Here is a 15,226-nt window from a genome sequence, read left to right as displayed (position 1 = left end):
CGGCAGCCGGGCCGCAGACAGCGACGATGCCCGCACCTCCGCGCCGCGTGGGCGGAGACGGGGGTGCCCCCAGGCCGAAGGCTCTGGGGGAGAACAGGGAGACACAGTGACCGACAGGACTGCTCTCGTAGAGCTCGGCAACGTCAGCAAGTACTACGGAAACATCCGCGCGCTCGAAGGCGTGTCCCTCGAAGTCCACGCCGGCGAGATCAGTTGTGTCCTCGGGGACAACGGTGCGGGGAAGTCCACCCTCATCAAGATCATCGCGGGGCTCCACCAGCACGACGCGGGCACCTTCTCGATCGAGGGGGAGGAGGTCGCGCTCTCCTCGCCCCGCGAAGCCCTCGACCGGGGGATCGCCACCGTCTACCAGGACCTCGCCGTCGTACCGCTCATGCCGGTCTGGCGGAACTTCTTCCTCGGCTCCGAGCCCACGAGGGGCAGCGGCCCCTTCAAGCGCCTCGACGTCCCGCTGATGCGCGAGACCACCCGCTCCGAGCTGCTGCGCATGGGCATCGACCTGCGCGATGTCGACCAGCCCATCGGCACCCTGTCCGGTGGCGAGCGGCAGTGCGTCGCGATCGCCAGGGCCGTCTACTTCGGCGCCAAGGTGCTGGTCCTCGACGAGCCCACGGCGGCGCTCGGCGTCAAGCAGTCCGGCGTCGTCCTGAAGTACGTGGCGGCCGCACGCGACGCGGGGCTCGGCGTGGTGCTCATCACCCACAATCCCCATCACGCCTATCTCGTCGGCGACCGGTTCGTGCTGCTCAAGCGCGGCAGCATGTCCGGCAGCCACACCAAGTCCGAGATCACCCTGGACGAGCTCACCCGCCAGATGGCCGGCGGCAGCGAACTCGACGACCTGCGCCACGAACTGGAACGGGCCCCGGCGCCCCGCCACATCGGCGGTCACGACCTGGAGGACAGGACCTAGGCGCCCCCGGGGGCATCGCGCCGATCATGCCGGGCAACGGGAGGCACCCGTCCGGCCGTCGTGGTCCCTGGACCGTGAGGAACGTCGGAACGCGTGCTCAGCGCGGTTGTGGCTCCTGAACGACCGAATCCCCCGCCGGCGCGTTCACGGCGGGGGCGGGTTCGAAGCCGCGCGCCAGCAGCCGGACGGCCAGGGTCACCTCCCAGGCGAACACCGGGAGCGCGGCGGCCGATCCGGCGGCGGACAGCTGCGGGTAGAGCCCGAACAGCACGGCGACCGCCGAGGCGCAGATCACCGCGCCGCCCACCAGGCCCAGCACGGCGATCGGCCGGGGCACCAGCCTCGAGCGGTGCATCGCGTACGCCAGTACCAGGGTGTTCGCGCCCAGGACCATGTTGGGGCCGAGCAGGAAGGTCCAGTCGTGGACCGCGGCCAGGGCCGTGGCGGCGGCTTCGAAGGGGGCGGTGCCGGCGTCCGGGGCACCCGCCAGGTCCTGGCGCAGGCTCACCACCGCCAGCAGGCTGACGATGCCGACGGTGATCACGGCGGCTTCGAGCAGGCGGCCGCACACGTAGCCGAGCGCCAGCGCCTCGTGCCGTCTCCTGACGACCGGGAACAACGCGACCCCGGTGCCGACCACCGCCGCGAGCAGCACCACCTCGCACATCGCCCCCAGCAGCACGCGATGGTCAGCGCCGGGCCCGACCACGTAATCCGCGCCGCCGAGGGCGGGGCGGTACAGCGCCAGACCGGCCATCGCGGCGATCCCGGTCACCAGGAACAGCGCCCCTGTCACCGCCGCGGTCCTTCTCGTCGAGTCCACCGGGACTTCCCCTCTCCCCGCATCCCACGAGGTGTACGCCGTACACCACGACTCCGACGGCCACCCTAGGTGTACGGCGTACACTCGTCAAGGCGATGCCGTCACGAACCATCACGAGGGAAAGGAAGCAGGGCGGATGACTCAGCAGCGGAGGGCCGGCGCCCGCGCCCCCCTGAGCAGGGAGCGGGTACTGCGCGCCGCCGTCGCGCTGGCCGACGAGACCGGAGCAGAGGCCTTCAGCATGCGCAGGCTCGCCCAGGAGCTCGGGGTGGTCCCGATGGCGCTCTACAAGCACGTGGCCAACAAGGAAGAGCTCCTGGACGGCATGGTGGACGTGGTCGTCGGCGAGATCGATCCGCCGGCGGCAGGAGCGGACTGGAAGAGCTCCGTGCGGCAGCGGATCCTCTCCGCCCGACGCGTGCTGCTGCGCCATCGTTGGGCGGCGCGCGTGATCGAGTCGCGGACCGGGCCGACGCCCGCCGTGCTGGCGTACCTGGACTCCGTGATCGGCACGTTCCGGGACGGCGGCCTCTCCGCGGACCTCACCCACCATGTGATGCACGCGTTGGGCAGCCGCCTGCTGGGCTTCTCCCAGGAACTGTTCGACGGCGGCGGGGCCGCGGCCCCGACGGCCCCGACGGGCGCGGCAGGAGGGACGGCACCGGACGCGGCCGGGGCGTACCCGCGCGTCGCGGAGATCGCCGCGGCGGCCGCCCACGACACGGGCTCGGTCGTCGGCGGGGGCTGCGACGACCAGTTCGAGTTCGAGTTCGCGCTGGACCTGCTCCTGGACGGCTTCGAACGACTCCACCGCCAAGGCTGGACCTCCGCCCCGGACGCACCATAGGCGCTCAGGGTGTGCCGAGCCGGCGGGCCGGCCAGGGTTCCTTGGCCAGAACGGCGCCCGCCGTGATGCCGACGGCGACCGCCGCGCACGTCACGATCAGCCAGGACAGGATCGTGAAGACCGAGCCGAGAGGCCCGTACTCGGCCAGGCTGCGGTTGAGCGCGATGGGCATGTAGTAGCGGCTGCCGATCGACAGCGCGGTGACGGCCGCACCCGTGAGCACCGCGCCGGGCAGCAGCGGCAGCCAGGGGAGGAGGCCGCCGAGCAGCAGATGCTGGGTCCACCACCACAGCAGTGTCTGCATCAGGGCCGTGACCGGTACGGCCAGCCACAGACCGGCGCCGAAGCCGTTGCGTACGGGCGCCTGCACGATCAGCACGGTCAGCCACACGGCGATCCAGGCGAGCCAGCGCCAAGGAGCGATCTTGACCCCGGACCTCGGGATCCCCCAGGCCCGCTTGCACAGTCGCTGCATGGCCCGGCTGACGGCGGTCGCGGACAGCAGCACAATCAGCGCGCCGACCACGCCGGTCGTCTCCCGCAGATTGCCTTCGGTGGACCGGTACACATGCTGCAACTGCTCCTCGGCCGCGCCGCTCAGCCCGAACACCGCCTTCAGGGAGCTGATCAGCTGGTCCTGTACTGCCGTCGGGGCGAAGGAGCCGACGACGAACAGGAGAGGGATGGCGGTCAGGAAGCACTGCGCGGCCAACCGGGTCGCGGAGTCGAGGATGTTCACCGTGACCATATGGGTCGTCAGATGCGTGACGACCGGGAAGCGCGCCTCGGTGCGGGTGGCCAGGGACTCCACGGCAGCCCGTTGTGCGGCGAACCGTGACTTCCACCACGACGCGCCGAGGAACGCGGGGCGGCGCCGCGCGGCTCCGGGTCCTGGTCCGGTGGGAGAGGGCTGCATCAGCGGACCGGGACGGCACCTGGGGGATGCGAAGCGCCGCTCACGGCCGACGGTGCCCGTCCGGAAGTCCTCATGGCGTTGCTCCTTCCCTGCGTCCAGGGTGGGGGACCGGGTCCGCAGGGGCATCTCGGACGACGCCGCTCTGTTTGCGGGGGTTCGTCATCCAGGGCGACGATTGACGGACCCTTGCAGAACGGAACCTCGCAGAGGGAGCGTCATGGTCCTCGACCTGCTCCTCATCGCCGTCGGCATCACCCTCGACCCGCTGCCCATCATGGCCTTCGTGCTGGTCCTGTCGGCGCGCAAGGGGATCTGGAAGGGGCTGGTCTTCATCCTGGCCTGGCTCGCCTGCCTCGTCACGGTGATCGCCCTGGTCCTGCTGTTCACCGGGGGCACGCCGCCACCACCCAGGTCGCCGCCGTCCACCACCGGACTCGCGGTCAGGCTGGCCATCGGTGTCGGCCTGGTCTATTACGGTGCCCGCAGGCGACGGCGGCACGGTGCGCCGGCCCACAAGCACCGTGCCGCGCAGCACCCGGCACAGCACGCCGCACGGCACCCCCATCAGCAACCCGACAAGCATCCCGACGACCAGACATCGGCCATGGCCGAGCGGTTGGACCGGGCGTCCCCGTGGTCGGTGGCGGGCATCGCGGTCTTCCTGCAGCCCTGGGGTCTGGTCGCCGCCGCCGCCACGGTCGTCCTCCACGCCGATCTCTCCCATGTGGAGACGTACCTGGCCCTGTTCGGCTTCTGCCTGCTCGCCACCGCCAGCCTGCTCGCGGCCGAGCTGTACATGGTGTTCGCACCCGAGGCTGCGGGGGCCAGGCTGAGGGCCATGCGCGACTGGCTGGAGCGGCACGAGGAACCGGCGATCGTCTTCGGCTGCCTGATCCTGGGGCTGTGGCTCACCGGCAACAGCATCTACCAGCTGACGAGTTGACCCGGCACCCGGCTCGCGATCCGGTCGGGCGGACCTCCTGCGGACGGATCGCCCAAAGGTGCGAAGCACTCCGCCGAGTGCTGCAATGGCTTACAGGGGCCGCCGCCCGAGGACACACGCCCGATGACAGGCCGCGTCATGGCCACCGAGCCGCCCCGGACCGCCTATGCGCTCGCGAGGAGTGGTCATGAGCGATGACTTCGAAGAGATGGGACCTGTCGACTACCTGGTCCTGGAGTTTCCCGGCAACCGTATGACGGGCGAGGCCTTCCCCTTGCTCCTCGACCTGGTGGACCGACACGTCGTCCGCATTCTCGATCTTCTCTTCGTACGCAAGGACACCGACGGAACCGTCACGGTCCTCGAACTGTCCGATGTGACGGGTGACGGAGAACTGGACCTGACAGTCTTCGAAGGCGCGTCCTCGGGCCTGCTCGGACGGGACGACGTCGATGAGGCCGGAGCGGCCGTCGAACCGGGCAACTCCGCCGCGATCCTCCTGTACGAGAACACCTGGGCCGCCCCGCTGGCCAGGGCCCTGCGACGCAGTGGCGCCCAGATGGTGGCGGGCGGGCGGATCCCGGTGCAGGCCCTGCTCGCCTCGCTGGACGAGGTCGAGGGCTCACAGCCCCAGGGAACGTCGGCGGCCTGAGCCGGGCGAGCCGGGCCGGACGCCCCGGCCGTTCCGCACTCCTCACACCCCAGGAGGTCACCATGCCCCGCCTCATTCGCCGCGTCGCCCGTACCGCCGTCGTGGCCGGAACGGCCACCGCCGTGTCCAACCGTGTGTCGCGCCGGCAGGCGGGCCGCTGGGCGCAACAGGACGAGCAAGCGCAGGCGAGTCAGCAGCCGTCCGCGCCCCCGACCCCCCCGCCCGCCGCGCCGCCGCCGGGACCGGCGACCGCGCCCGTCGACGAGATGAACGCCAAGATCGACAAGCTGAAGGAGCTCGGTGAGCTGAAGGCTCAGGGGATTCTGAGCGAAGAGGAGTTCGCCGCCGAGAAGAAGAAGGTCCTCGGCTGAGGTCTTCGGCCGACCCCGACGGCCGGCACCACGGCCGGGGGGAATCGGGACGGCCCACGCAGGAGCCTGCCCCGGACCGGACGGCCCACGGGAGAACCATCGCCACACGCAGGCGGGAGAGCCGCCCCGCGGTCGCCTGCCCGCGGGGAGTGAGACCGTCCTCGGCCCGCCCGGCGGACGGGCTGTCGCCGACGACCCGGGGCAGGCCGGCCACGGGCCTGCGGCCGGCACCGCATGGGGGGCCGTGAAGGGACGCCCCCATGACACAGCCGGAGCCGAGGCCGCGGGCCGCCACAGCAGGCGTCGGAGCTCAGCCCGAGGAGGCGGACCGGCTGCGCGACATGCTGCGCAACCCGGCTTACCGCAAGGCGCTCGTTTTCTGCGCCCTGATCGGCATTCCGGTGTCGCTCGCCGCTTTCTGGTTCCTCGTCGCCCTGCACCAGCTGGAGCACCTGATGTGGGCGACCCTGCCGGAGAAGCTCGGCATGTCCACACCCCCCTGGTGGTGGCCGCTGGTGCTGCTCCCGGTGGCCGGAGCCGTCGTCGCCCTGGTCGTCCTCCGTCTCCCCGGCGCCGGGGGCCATGTCCCCGCGTACGGGCTGCACTCGGGCGGAGCCACGTCGAAGGCGCTGCCCGGAGTGATCATCGCCGCGGTGGCGAGCCTGCCGCTCGGCGCGGCCCTGGGACCCGAGGCGCCACTGATCGCCCTCGGTGGTGGTCTCGCCCTGCTGTTCAGGGAGCTCACCAGGGCGCCCGCGACCCCGCAGAGCACGGCGCTCCTCGGGGCGGCCGGTGCCGCGGCGGCCATCTCCGCGATCTTCGGCAACCCGCTGGTCGGCGCCGTACTGCTGATGGAGGTGGCCGGGGTGGGCGGCCCGCAGCTGTTCGCGGTCATGCTCCCCGCACTGCTCTCCAGCGGGGTGGGCTCCCTGGTGTTCACGGGCTTCGGCCGCTGGACCGGTCTGGAGACCGGCAGTCTCAGCGTGAAGCCGTCCGGGCCGCCCCCGCACCTGGACCTCGGCGACGTGGGCTGGACGCTGCTCATGGCCGTCGTCATCGGCACCCTCGTGCACCTGGTCCTGGCCGGGGGACGGCTGGCGGCCGCTTTCGTGGCGGCGCGGCCGCTCGCCGCCACGGTCGCCTGCGCCCTGGCCGCCGGTGCCTGCGCGGCCCTGTACACCGCCGTCACCGGCCGCACACCCGTGGACGTCGCCTCGTCGGGCCAGGACACGCTGGAGCAGTTGGCGGCGGACCCGCACGCCTGGAGCGTCGGGGCGCTGATCGCCGTCCTCGCGTTCAAGAGCGCCGCGTACGCCCTCTGTCTGGGCAGCCTGCGCGGCGGTCCCATCTTCCCCGCCCTGTTCATCGGAGCCGCGACGGGCGTCCTGCTGGCCCCCTTGCCGGGCCTCGGCGTCGGTCCCGGCCTGGCCGGCGGCATGGCGGCCGCGGCCGCCGCCGCGCTCCGGCTACCGGTGAGCAGCGTGGTGCTCGTGGTGCTGCTCCTCGGCAGCAGCGCCATGATCCCCGTCGTGATCATCGCGGCCGTGGTCTCCTTCATCACCACGGAGCTGCTGCCGCCCGGCCCCGGGATTCCGGCAGCGGGGGAGCCGGACCGGCCCGCCGCGGTCCGTACCCCGCAGAGGCAGGCCCCGTGAACGCCGGCACCGCGGCGGGCGCGCGCATGACGCCCGAGGCGTTCCGGACCCTGTACGAGCGGCTGCGCGAGGAGGCACGGCAGGGCGGGGACGACGGGCGTGGCGCGCTGAAGCACCTCACCCCGGAGCGGGTCGCCGCGGCCGCACGTGAGGTCAGGTCCGGGCGCACGGTGTCCCTTGCCGCACCGGTGGAGACGGCGGCGGGCCCGGACAACCCGGAGCCCGCCGGCCACCGGATGACGGGCCCCGCACCCGAGGAGATCGGCGCCGACGGCCTGCACTTCGCCCGCGACCGCTTCACCATGAACGTGCACGGGGACGCGGACAGCCATCTCGACGCGCTGTGCCATGTGCTGTACGACGGCGAGCTCTACAACGGGGTGCCGGCCGGCAGCGTGACACCGGACGGCGCCACCGCCCTGTCCGTCGACGTGGTCCGGGACGGCATCGTGGGGCGCGGGGTGCTCCTGGACATCCCCCGGCTGCGGGGCGTGCCCTGGCTGGAGCCGGGCGACCACGTCACCGCGGACGACCTGGCCGCGGCCGAGACCGCCCAGGGTGTCCGCGTCGGCGCCGGGGACCTGCTGCTCGTACGGGTCGGCCACCGCCGCCGGCGCCGGGAGCGCGGGGCCTGGGACGCCGCACAGGCCCGCGCGGGCCTCCACCCGGCGGCGGTGGAGTTCCTGGCGGAACGCCGCGTGTCCGTGCTGGGCGGCGACGGCAACAACGACACCGCTCCGAGCGCGGTGGAAGGAGTCGCCTTCCCCGTCCATGTCCTGACCATCCATGCGATGGGGCTGCATCTCATGGACTATCTGCAGTTCGAGGAGCTGGCTCCGGCCTGTGAACAGGAGGGCCGCTGGAGCTTCCTGTGCGTGGTCGCGCCCCTGCGGCTCCCGTCGGCCACCGGTTCTCCCGTGAATCCGATCGCCGTCCTGTGACCGCCGTCCTGCGCTTCCGGCCCGCACCGCCGACCGCACCGCAGCGGCCTCGCCGAGCGCGTGGCCCGCCCGGTCGCCGCCTGCCCGATCCACCGATACGTTCGATCTACAGGCCAGAACCGCGAGGACGGTGACCGCTGTGAACGACTTCTCTCACTACGACGTCATCATCATCGGCACCGGCGCGGGCGGAGGCACTCTCGCCCATCGCCTCGCCCCGTCGGGGAAACGCGTCCTCATTCTCGAACGCGGCGACTACCTCCCCCGGGAGCGGGACAACTGGGACTCCACGGCCGTCTTCGTCAAGGGCAAGTACCGGGCCCCCGAGTTCTGGTACGACAAGCACGGCAACTCCTTCCCCCCGGAGGTCAACTACTACGTCGGCGGCAACACCAAGTTCTACGGGGCCGCCCTCTTCCGGCTGCGCCCCGAGGACTTCGGCGAACTGCGCCACCACGGAGGCATCTCCCCGGCATGGCCCATCCGTTACGAGGACCTGGAGCCGTACTACACCCAGGCCGAGCACCTCTACCTCGTGCACGGCAGGCACGGGGAGGACCCCGGTGAGGGGCCGGCGAGCGCGCAGTACGCGTACCCGCCCGTCGAGCACGAGCCGCGCATCCAGCAGCTGAGCGACGACCTCGAGAAGCGCGGGCTGCACCCCTTCCATCTGCCCATCGGGGTCAACCTGAGGCAGGACGCCAACGGCCGGGCCGTCCACTCCAGCGTCTGCATCCGCTGCAACCGGGTCGACGGTTTCCCCTGTCTGGTGCGCGGCAAGTCCGACGCGCAGGTGATCTGCGTCGAGCCCGCCCTGGAACATCCCAACGTCGAGATGATCACCAACGCCCATGTGGTGCGCCTGGAGACCGACCCCACGGGGCGCAGCGTCAGCACCGTCGTCGCCCGGCTCGGTGGCGGTGACGGTGACGGTGAGGGATCACCGGCCCGCTTCTCCGCCGATGTCGTCGTCGTCGCCTGCGGCGCCGTGAACTCCGCGGTCCTGCTGCTGGCATCGGCCGACGACCGGCACCCCAACGGGCTGGCCAACAGCTCGGACGTGGTGGGCCGGCACTACATGCGGCACAACAACCTGGCGCTCATGGCCGTGTCCAAGGAGCCCAACGACACCCAGTTCCAGAAGACCCTCGCCCTGCACGACTGGTACTTCGGAGCAGACGACTGGGACTATCCGCTGGGCGGCATCCAGATGCTCGGCAAGTCGGACGCGGAGCAGATCCACGGCGAGGTCCCGCGCTGGGCCGGGGCCGTGACACCGGACATGCCCTTCGAGGTGCTCGCCCACCACGCCGTCGACTTCTGGCTGTGCGGGGAGGACCTCCCCGCCCCCGAGAACCGGGTCACCCTGGACAAGGACGGCGGCATCCATCTGGCCCTCGACGAGAAGAACAACATCGAGGGCCTGAACCGGCTGCGGCACAAGCTGCAGGGCATGCTCGGCCACCTGGGCATGCACGAGCACCATCTGCTGTCGCACAGCATCTATCTGCACAAGGGCATGCCCATCGGCGCGACAGCCCACCAGGCCGGCACCGTGCGCTTCGGCGACGACCCGGGCAGCTCGGCCCTGGACGTCAACTGCAAGGCCCACGACCTCGACAACCTCTACGTCGTCGACACGAGCTTCTTCCCGAGCATCGGGGCGGTCAACCCGTCACTGACGGCCATCGCGAACGCCCTGCGCGTCGGGGACCACATCGTGGAGCGGCTGGGCTGAGGGGCTGAGCAGCTGACCCGACCGGGGGAAGAACGACCGTCCAACGGCCCAATGCGCAGCGTGCAATGCCGCTCTCAGGGGCCTCCTGATGGTTCGGTGGCCCGCGGGTCCCGCGCGGTTTCACCGCTACGGCCCGCAGGATCCGGGGCACGGACCCGAGGCACGTACCAAGGAGGCATTGTGAACACCCAGGCCGGTGCGGCGCCGTACCCGATCCCGTCGCTGCTGAAGGGACAGAAGGCGCTGGTCACCGGCGCGAACTCCGGCATCGGCAGGGCGACGGCGATCGGCCTGGGCCGGGCGGGTGCCGATGTGGTCGTGAACTATGTGGCCGGCCAGGAGGCCGCTGACGAGGTGGTCGAGGAGATCCGGTCCCTCGGAGTCAATGCCGCCGCCTACGAGGCCGACGTCTCCCAGGAGGACCAGGTCGTCGCCATGGTCGACCGCATGGTCCAGGAGTTCGGGACCATCGACATCATGGTGGCCAACGCGGGCCTCCAGCGCGACGCGCCGCTCACCGAGATGACGCTCGCCCAGTGGCAGAAGGTCATCGACGTCAACCTCACCGGCCAGTTCCTGTGCGCCCGGGAGGCCACCAAGGAGTTCCTGCGGCGCGGCGTCGTCCCCGAGGTGTCACGCTCCGCGGGGAAGATCATCTGCATGAGCTCGGTCCACCAGCTCATCCCGTGGGCGGGCCACGTCAACTACGCCTCCTCCAAGGGCGGCGTACAGATGATGATGGAGACGCTGGCCCAGGAACTGGCGCCGAAGAAGATCCGGGTGAACGCGATCGGCCCCGGCGCCATCAAGACGCCGATCAACACGAGCGCCTGGTCGACGCCCGAGGCCGAGCGCGACCTGCTGCGGCTCATTCCGTACGACCGGGTCGGCGAGCCGGAGGACATCGCCCAGGCCGCCGTCGCCCTCGCATCGGACCTCATGGACTACGTGGTCGGCGTCACCCTCTTCGTGGACGGTGGCATGACCCTCTTCCCCGGATTCGCCACGGGCGGATGACGCGCGCCTGTTCCGCACGGCCCGACCACCGAAGGCACGCATGCATCATTCCGTCCAGCTCCTCGCGGACGCCCACCTGCTGGCGTCGGACGCACCCGCCCAACTGCTCCCGGCCAGGGAGCTCATGGCCTTCACCCTGGCCTCCCACATCATCCTGGTGCCGATGGGGGTGGCGCTTCCGCTGATCACCCTGATCATGCATTACCGGGGGCTGCGCGCGAACGACCCCGTCGCGCTGCTGCTCGCCCGCCGCTGGTCGGCGGTCATGGCGGTCCAGTTCGCCGTCGGCATCGTGACCGGCACGGTTCTCACCTTCGAGTTCGGGCTGCTCTGGCCGGGCCTCATGGGTACGTGGGGCGACGTCTTCGGCATCGGATTCGGCATCGAGGGCTGGGCGTTCTTCCTCGAATCGGTCCTGATCGCCATCTATCTCTACGGCTGGCGCCGGTTGAAGCCGAGGACCCACTTCCTCCTCGGGCTGCCGCTGCCGGCGACCGCGCTGCTCGGGGCGTTCGGCATCCTCGCGGCCAACTCGTGGATGAACACCCCTCAGGGCTTCACGCTCGACTCCAACGGCAAGCCCGTCGACGTCGACGTCTGGAAAGCGATCTTCACCCCGATGTTCGGGCCGGAGTACTGGCACTTCGTCGGGGCCATGCTGGTGACGGCCGGGTACGTCGTCGCGGGCGTCTACGCGGTCGGCTGGCTCAGGGGCCGCAGGGACCACTACCACCGGCTCGGGTTCACCGTCCCCTTCACGCTCGCGGCGGTGGTCAGCCCGATCCAGTTCGTGCTCGGCGACTCGATCGCCCGCTCCGTCTTCCACAAGCAGCCCGTGAAGTTCGCCGCGATGGAGATCGTCTGGGAGACCGACACCCATGTACCGGAGTACCTGTTCGGCCGGCTCCACCCGGACGGAACCATTTCCGGTGGCATCAAGATCCCCCAACTCGACTCCATCCTCGCCGGGTTCAGCCCCAAGACCAAGGTGATCGGGCTGACCTCCGTCCCCGCGTCCGACCGGCCCAACGCCACCCAGGCCACCATCGTCCACTGGGCCTTCGACCTGATGGCCGTGATCGGCTCGCTGCTGGTGCTGCTCGCCCTCTGGTACGGCTGGTACCGGCTGAGGGGGCACCGGATGCCCGCCAACCGCTGGTTCTACCGCGGTGCGGCATGCGCCGGTGTCGCCTCGGTCGTCGCCGTCGAATGCGGCTGGATCACGACCGAGGTGGGGCGGCAGCCCTGGATCGTCTACCAGAACATGCGGGTCGCCGAAGCGGTGACGGCCACCCGGTCCACCAGTCTCTGGATCATGTTCGGTCTGGTGATCGTCGTGTATGTCCTCCTCTTCGGGGCGTTCCTGACCGTGCTGCTCAAGATGCGGACCCGCTGGCGTCTCGCCGACGCCGAGCGCGCCAAGGGCCACCTGGTGGAGGAGCCGGAGACCGACACCCCGTACGGTCCGCGCTCCAAGCCCCCGGACGGCGGTGCCCTCGCCGCCGAGGGCACGGGTCCCGCACCGGGTGAGGACGGCCGGTCATGACCCTTGCGGGCCTCATCGCCTTCGTCCTGCTGCTCGCGGTCGCCGCCTACGCCTGCGCCGGTGGCACGGACTACGGAGCCGGCTTCTGGGACCTGTTCGCCGGGGGCGCGGAGCGCGGGAAGCGGCCCCGGTGGCTGATCGACCACGCCATGGCGCCGGTCTGGGAGGTCAACAACGTCTGGCTGATCTTCATCTTCGTCGTCATGTGGACCGGTTTCCCCGTGATGTTCCAGACGGTCTTCTCGGCGATGTGGCTGCCGCTGGCGCTCGCCGCCGTCGGCATGGTCCTGCGCGGCGCGGGTTTCGCGCTGCGCAAGCCCACCCGGCGGCTGGCCCGACGGCGGGTCTACGGTGCGGTGTTCGCCATCGCCTCACTGCTCACCCCGTTCTTCCTCGGCGCCGCCGTCGGGGGCATCGCATCCGGCAGGGTGGCACCCGGCACCGAGGCATCGGCGGACGCCTGGTCCAACCCGACGTCCATCTTCTTCGGGCTGCTGACCGTCGCCGCGACCGCGTTCCTCGGCGCCGTGTTCCTCTCCGCCGACGCCGAACGCTTCGACACACCCGACCTCGTCGGCTACTTCCGCCGCCGTGCGCTCGGCACCCTCGTCGTCGTGGTCCTGCTCGGTGTGGCCGCGTTCGCCGTCACCCGTGGCGACGCGCCCCATGTCTGGCACGGACTCACCCACGGTGCGGGCCTCGCCTTCGCGATGGTGGCCGCCGTGTGCGCCCTCGGCACGGGATGGCTGCTGCTGCGGGCAAGCGGGCGGTGGTCGCGTTACACCGCGGTCGGCATGGTCGCCGCGGCCGTCTTCGCCTGGGGGTTCGCCCAGCGCCCTTACCTGATTCCGAAGTCCCTGACCGTGCAGGAAGCGGCGGGCGATCCCACGACGCTGAAGTGGCTGGCCTTCGTCACCCTCGTCGCGGTGATCCTCGTCTTCCCGGCCGTGTTCTTCCTCTACTGGCTGGACACCCACGGCGAACTGGAGGCGCTGACCGACTCCGACCTGCAGAGCGGTACGGGCCGCCGGGCCGACGGAGACTGACGGGACGGACCGTGCTGAGCACCGACGAGTTCCTCCTGGGGATCGCCCTCACCGTGCTGCTCGCCGTCGGCTCGCAGATCCTGGCGAGCCGGCTGCGCATCCCCGCCCTGATCGTGCTCCTGCCGGCCGGCTTCACCGCGGGCGCCCTGACCGATGTCGTCCATCCGGACATGCTGATCCCGGAGCACTTCTCCTCCGTGGTCACGCTCTCCGTGGCGATGATCCTCTACGACGCGGGCCTCGACCTCGATCTGCGTCATCTCAGGGGCGGTACCCGATCGGTGGTGCTCCGACTGCTGCTGCTGGGGGCGCTGATCACCTCGGGGGCGGTCATGGCCGCCGGTCCCGCGCTGTTCGGCGTCCCGCTCGCCGCGGCCATGATGCTCGGCGTGATCCTCGTCGTATCGGGACCGACGGTCGTGGGTCCGCTGCTCGACCACGTCCGGCCCTCCGCGCGGGTGCGGCGGGTCCTGGTCTGGGAGGGATCGCTGATCGACCCGGTGGGCGGCATCCTCGGGGCGCTCGTCTTCCACTCGATCATGGTCGGCGGCTTCCAGGTCGGGCACGGATTCCGGGTCGGCGCGTTCATGCTCAGCGTGGTCATCGGCCTTGCGGGCGGCGTGGTGGGGGCCGCGCTCCTGTGGTTCGCCCTGCGCGTCCTCGGGCTCGGCGAGACGCTGGGCACACTGGCCCAACTGGCCACGATCGTAGCGGTGTCGGCCGTCTGCGACGCCCTGCGCGACGACACGGGTCTCATCGCCGCCATCGTCGCCGGAATGGCGGTCGCCAACCTCCCGGGCCTCGAACTACCCGCCCGGCGGCCCTTCTTCGAGGCCCTGGTCCAGCTGATCATCGGTCTGCTGTTCGTCTCCATCTCGGCCGGCGTCCCTCCGTCGTCCGTGACTCCGGTGCTTCTGCCCGCCGTCGGGCTCATCGCCCTGCTCGTACTGGCGGTACGGCCGCTCATCGCCTGGCTCTCCACCCACAGGGCGGGACTGTCCGGAGGGGAGCGGGCGTTCATCGGCTGGATGGCCCCGCGCGGCATCGTCGCCGCCGCCACCGCCTCGACCTTCTCCGCCACCCTGGCCGACGAGGGGCTGGCCGGCGCGTCCGAGATCCTTCCGATCACGTTCCTGGTCATCGTCGGAACGGTCCTGCTGTACGGGCTGACCGCGGGGCCGGTCGCCGGGCGGCTCGGGGTCATGCGGTCGGCACGCACCAGGCCGCTTCTGGTGGGCGGTGAACCCTGGGTCATCGACCTCGGGCGGTGTCTGCGGGCCGCCGGGCTCGACGTGCTGATGTGGGCGGGGTCCGACGAACAGCGCGAGCGGATCAGGGAGGCCGGCATCGAGCCGGCCCCGGGCGAACTACTGGCGACGGCCACCGACCCCGGGGCGCGGCTCGAGGGCGTCACCGCGCTCCTGCTGCTCACCGACGACGACGACTTCAACGCTCTGATCTCGGTCGTGGTGCGGGACAGCGTCGACGGCCCGGTGTACCGGGTCGGTCCCCCGGAGGACAGTCCCGGTGCCGTCGCCACCCGCACCGGCCGGGACATCCTCTTCGGGCGGGACCTGGTCCGGCACACCCTGGCCGCCCGCTACGAGCAGGGCGCGCGCTTCGTGCTCGGGGCGCCGGGCGACGCGCCGCCGCCGGGGCACGACCTGCTGTTCGTCGTACGGGCCGACGGCCGCCTCGATCCCGTCACCGAGGCCGAGGCGCCCGTCCCGGGTACGGGTGACAGGGCCGTCCTCCTCGGCCCCGGGGAGGCCGCGACACGTGAGCCGTGAACCGACG

At 71.3% G+C, this 15,226-nt stretch carries 14 protein-coding genes; 12 read left to right on the top strand and 2 right to left on the bottom strand.

Features of this window, described 5'->3' with window-relative positions; genetic code table 11:
* Positions 1-106: 106 nt before the first annotated feature.
* Positions 107-934: an ATP-binding cassette domain-containing protein gene (locus tag ACFV9O_RS18785; RefSeq protein ID WP_385419081.1), complete on the top strand. Its 828-nt coding sequence runs from the start codon at positions 107-109 to the stop codon at positions 932-934.
* A gap of 97 nt (positions 935-1,031) precedes the next feature.
* On the opposite strand, the gene ACFV9O_RS18780 is transcribed toward ACFV9O_RS18785, so the two are convergent.
* Entirely contained in the window at positions 1,032-1,730 is a 699-nt protein-coding gene (locus tag ACFV9O_RS18780; RefSeq protein ID WP_385419079.1) for a DUF4386 domain-containing protein, read from the bottom strand.
* Positions 1,731-1,893: 163 nt separating this feature from the next.
* Between ACFV9O_RS18780 and ACFV9O_RS18775 the strand changes: the two genes are divergently transcribed.
* Positions 1,894-2,604, top strand: coding sequence for a TetR/AcrR family transcriptional regulator C-terminal domain-containing protein (locus ACFV9O_RS18775; protein ID WP_385419076.1), 711 nt, complete (start codon positions 1,894-1,896; stop codon positions 2,602-2,604).
* A 4-nt stretch (positions 2,605-2,608) separates the two neighbouring features.
* Here ACFV9O_RS18775 and ACFV9O_RS18770 read toward each other — a convergent pair whose 3' ends face one another.
* Positions 2,609-3,520, bottom strand: coding sequence for a YhjD/YihY/BrkB family envelope integrity protein (locus ACFV9O_RS18770; protein ID WP_385419073.1), 912 nt, complete (start codon positions 3,518-3,520; stop codon positions 2,609-2,611).
* 217 nt (positions 3,521-3,737) lie between these two features.
* On the opposite strand from ACFV9O_RS18770, the gene ACFV9O_RS18765 reads away from it, so the two are divergent.
* The 10 genes from ACFV9O_RS18765 to ACFV9O_RS18720 all read left to right on the top strand — a co-directional run bounded on the left by ACFV9O_RS18765 (position 3,738) and on the right by ACFV9O_RS18720 (position 15,219).
* On the top strand, positions 3,738-4,463 hold the full coding sequence (locus ACFV9O_RS18765) for a GAP family protein (RefSeq protein ID WP_385419070.1): 726 nt from the start codon (positions 3,738-3,740) through the stop codon (positions 4,461-4,463).
* A gap of 187 nt (positions 4,464-4,650) precedes the next feature.
* Positions 4,651-5,115 (top strand): DUF6325 family protein, encoded by a 465-nt coding sequence (locus tag ACFV9O_RS18760; protein ID WP_385419067.1) that lies wholly within the window; start codon positions 4,651-4,653, stop codon positions 5,113-5,115.
* A 62-nt stretch (positions 5,116-5,177) separates the two neighbouring features.
* Positions 5,178-5,486: an SHOCT domain-containing protein gene (locus ACFV9O_RS18755; RefSeq protein WP_385419065.1), complete on the top strand. Its 309-nt coding sequence runs from the start codon at positions 5,178-5,180 to the stop codon at positions 5,484-5,486.
* A gap of 260 nt (positions 5,487-5,746) precedes the next feature.
* Positions 5,747-7,141 carry a chloride channel protein gene (locus tag ACFV9O_RS18750; RefSeq protein WP_385419062.1) on the top strand — a complete coding sequence of 465 codons (1,395 nt, stop codon included), beginning with the start codon at positions 5,747-5,749 and terminating at the stop codon, positions 7,139-7,141.
* A gap of 26 nt (positions 7,142-7,167) precedes the next feature.
* Positions 7,168-8,082 carry a cyclase family protein gene (locus ACFV9O_RS18745; RefSeq protein WP_385419218.1) on the top strand — a complete coding sequence of 305 codons (915 nt, stop codon included), beginning with the start codon at positions 7,168-7,170 and terminating at the stop codon, positions 8,080-8,082.
* A 139-nt stretch (positions 8,083-8,221) separates the two neighbouring features.
* Positions 8,222-9,820: a GMC oxidoreductase gene (locus tag ACFV9O_RS18740; protein WP_385419058.1), complete on the top strand. Its 1,599-nt coding sequence runs from the start codon at positions 8,222-8,224 to the stop codon at positions 9,818-9,820.
* A 180-nt stretch (positions 9,821-10,000) separates the two neighbouring features.
* Positions 10,001-10,837: an SDR family oxidoreductase gene (locus ACFV9O_RS18735; RefSeq protein WP_385419056.1), complete on the top strand. Its 837-nt coding sequence runs from the start codon at positions 10,001-10,003 to the stop codon at positions 10,835-10,837.
* A gap of 40 nt (positions 10,838-10,877) precedes the next feature.
* On the top strand, positions 10,878-12,383 hold the full coding sequence (locus ACFV9O_RS18730) for a cytochrome ubiquinol oxidase subunit I (RefSeq protein WP_385419053.1): 1,506 nt from the start codon (positions 10,878-10,880) through the stop codon (positions 12,381-12,383).
* Entirely contained in the window at positions 12,380-13,429 is a 1,050-nt protein-coding gene (locus tag ACFV9O_RS18725) for a cytochrome d ubiquinol oxidase subunit II (protein WP_385419050.1), read from the top strand. The genes ACFV9O_RS18730 and ACFV9O_RS18725 overlap by 4 nt, the downstream gene beginning before the upstream one ends.
* A 14-nt stretch (positions 13,430-13,443) precedes the next feature.
* Complete coding sequence (locus ACFV9O_RS18720; protein WP_385419215.1) at positions 13,444-15,219, top strand: cation:proton antiporter; 1,776 nt, start codon at positions 13,444-13,446, stop codon at positions 15,217-15,219.
* Positions 15,220-15,226: the final 7 nt, after the last annotated feature.

Origin of the sequence: Streptomyces sp. NPDC059909 (assembly GCF_042730885.1) — a bacterium.
Classification (GTDB): Bacteria; Actinomycetota; Actinomycetes; order Streptomycetales; family Streptomycetaceae; genus Streptomyces.
This window is presented reverse-complemented; position numbering and strand designations above follow the sequence as displayed.

What these genes read in the sequence shown, in the direction of transcription:
- ACFV9O_RS18775 (WP_385419076.1), top strand. Translation starts at nt 1,894, where the DNA reads ATGACTCAGCAGCGGAGGGCCGGCGCCCGCGCCCCCCTGAGCAGGGAG.
- ACFV9O_RS18770 (WP_385419073.1), bottom strand. Translation starts at nt 3,520, where the DNA reads ATGCAGCCCTCTCCCACCGGACCAGGACCCGGAGCCGCGCGGCGCCGC.
- ACFV9O_RS18765 (WP_385419070.1), top strand. Translation starts at nt 3,738, where the DNA reads ATGGTCCTCGACCTGCTCCTCATCGCCGTCGGCATCACCCTCGACCCG.
- ACFV9O_RS18760 (WP_385419067.1), top strand. Translation starts at nt 4,651, where the DNA reads ATGAGCGATGACTTCGAAGAGATGGGACCTGTCGACTACCTGGTCCTG.
- ACFV9O_RS18755 (WP_385419065.1), top strand. Translation starts at nt 5,178, where the DNA reads ATGCCCCGCCTCATTCGCCGCGTCGCCCGTACCGCCGTCGTGGCCGGA.
- ACFV9O_RS18750 (WP_385419062.1), top strand. Translation starts at nt 5,747, where the DNA reads ATGACACAGCCGGAGCCGAGGCCGCGGGCCGCCACAGCAGGCGTCGGA.
- ACFV9O_RS18745 (WP_385419218.1), top strand. Translation starts at nt 7,168, where the DNA reads ATGACGCCCGAGGCGTTCCGGACCCTGTACGAGCGGCTGCGCGAGGAG.
- ACFV9O_RS18730 (WP_385419053.1), top strand. Translation starts at nt 10,878, where the DNA reads ATGCATCATTCCGTCCAGCTCCTCGCGGACGCCCACCTGCTGGCGTCG.
- ACFV9O_RS18725 (WP_385419050.1), top strand. Translation starts at nt 12,380, where the DNA reads ATGACCCTTGCGGGCCTCATCGCCTTCGTCCTGCTGCTCGCGGTCGCC.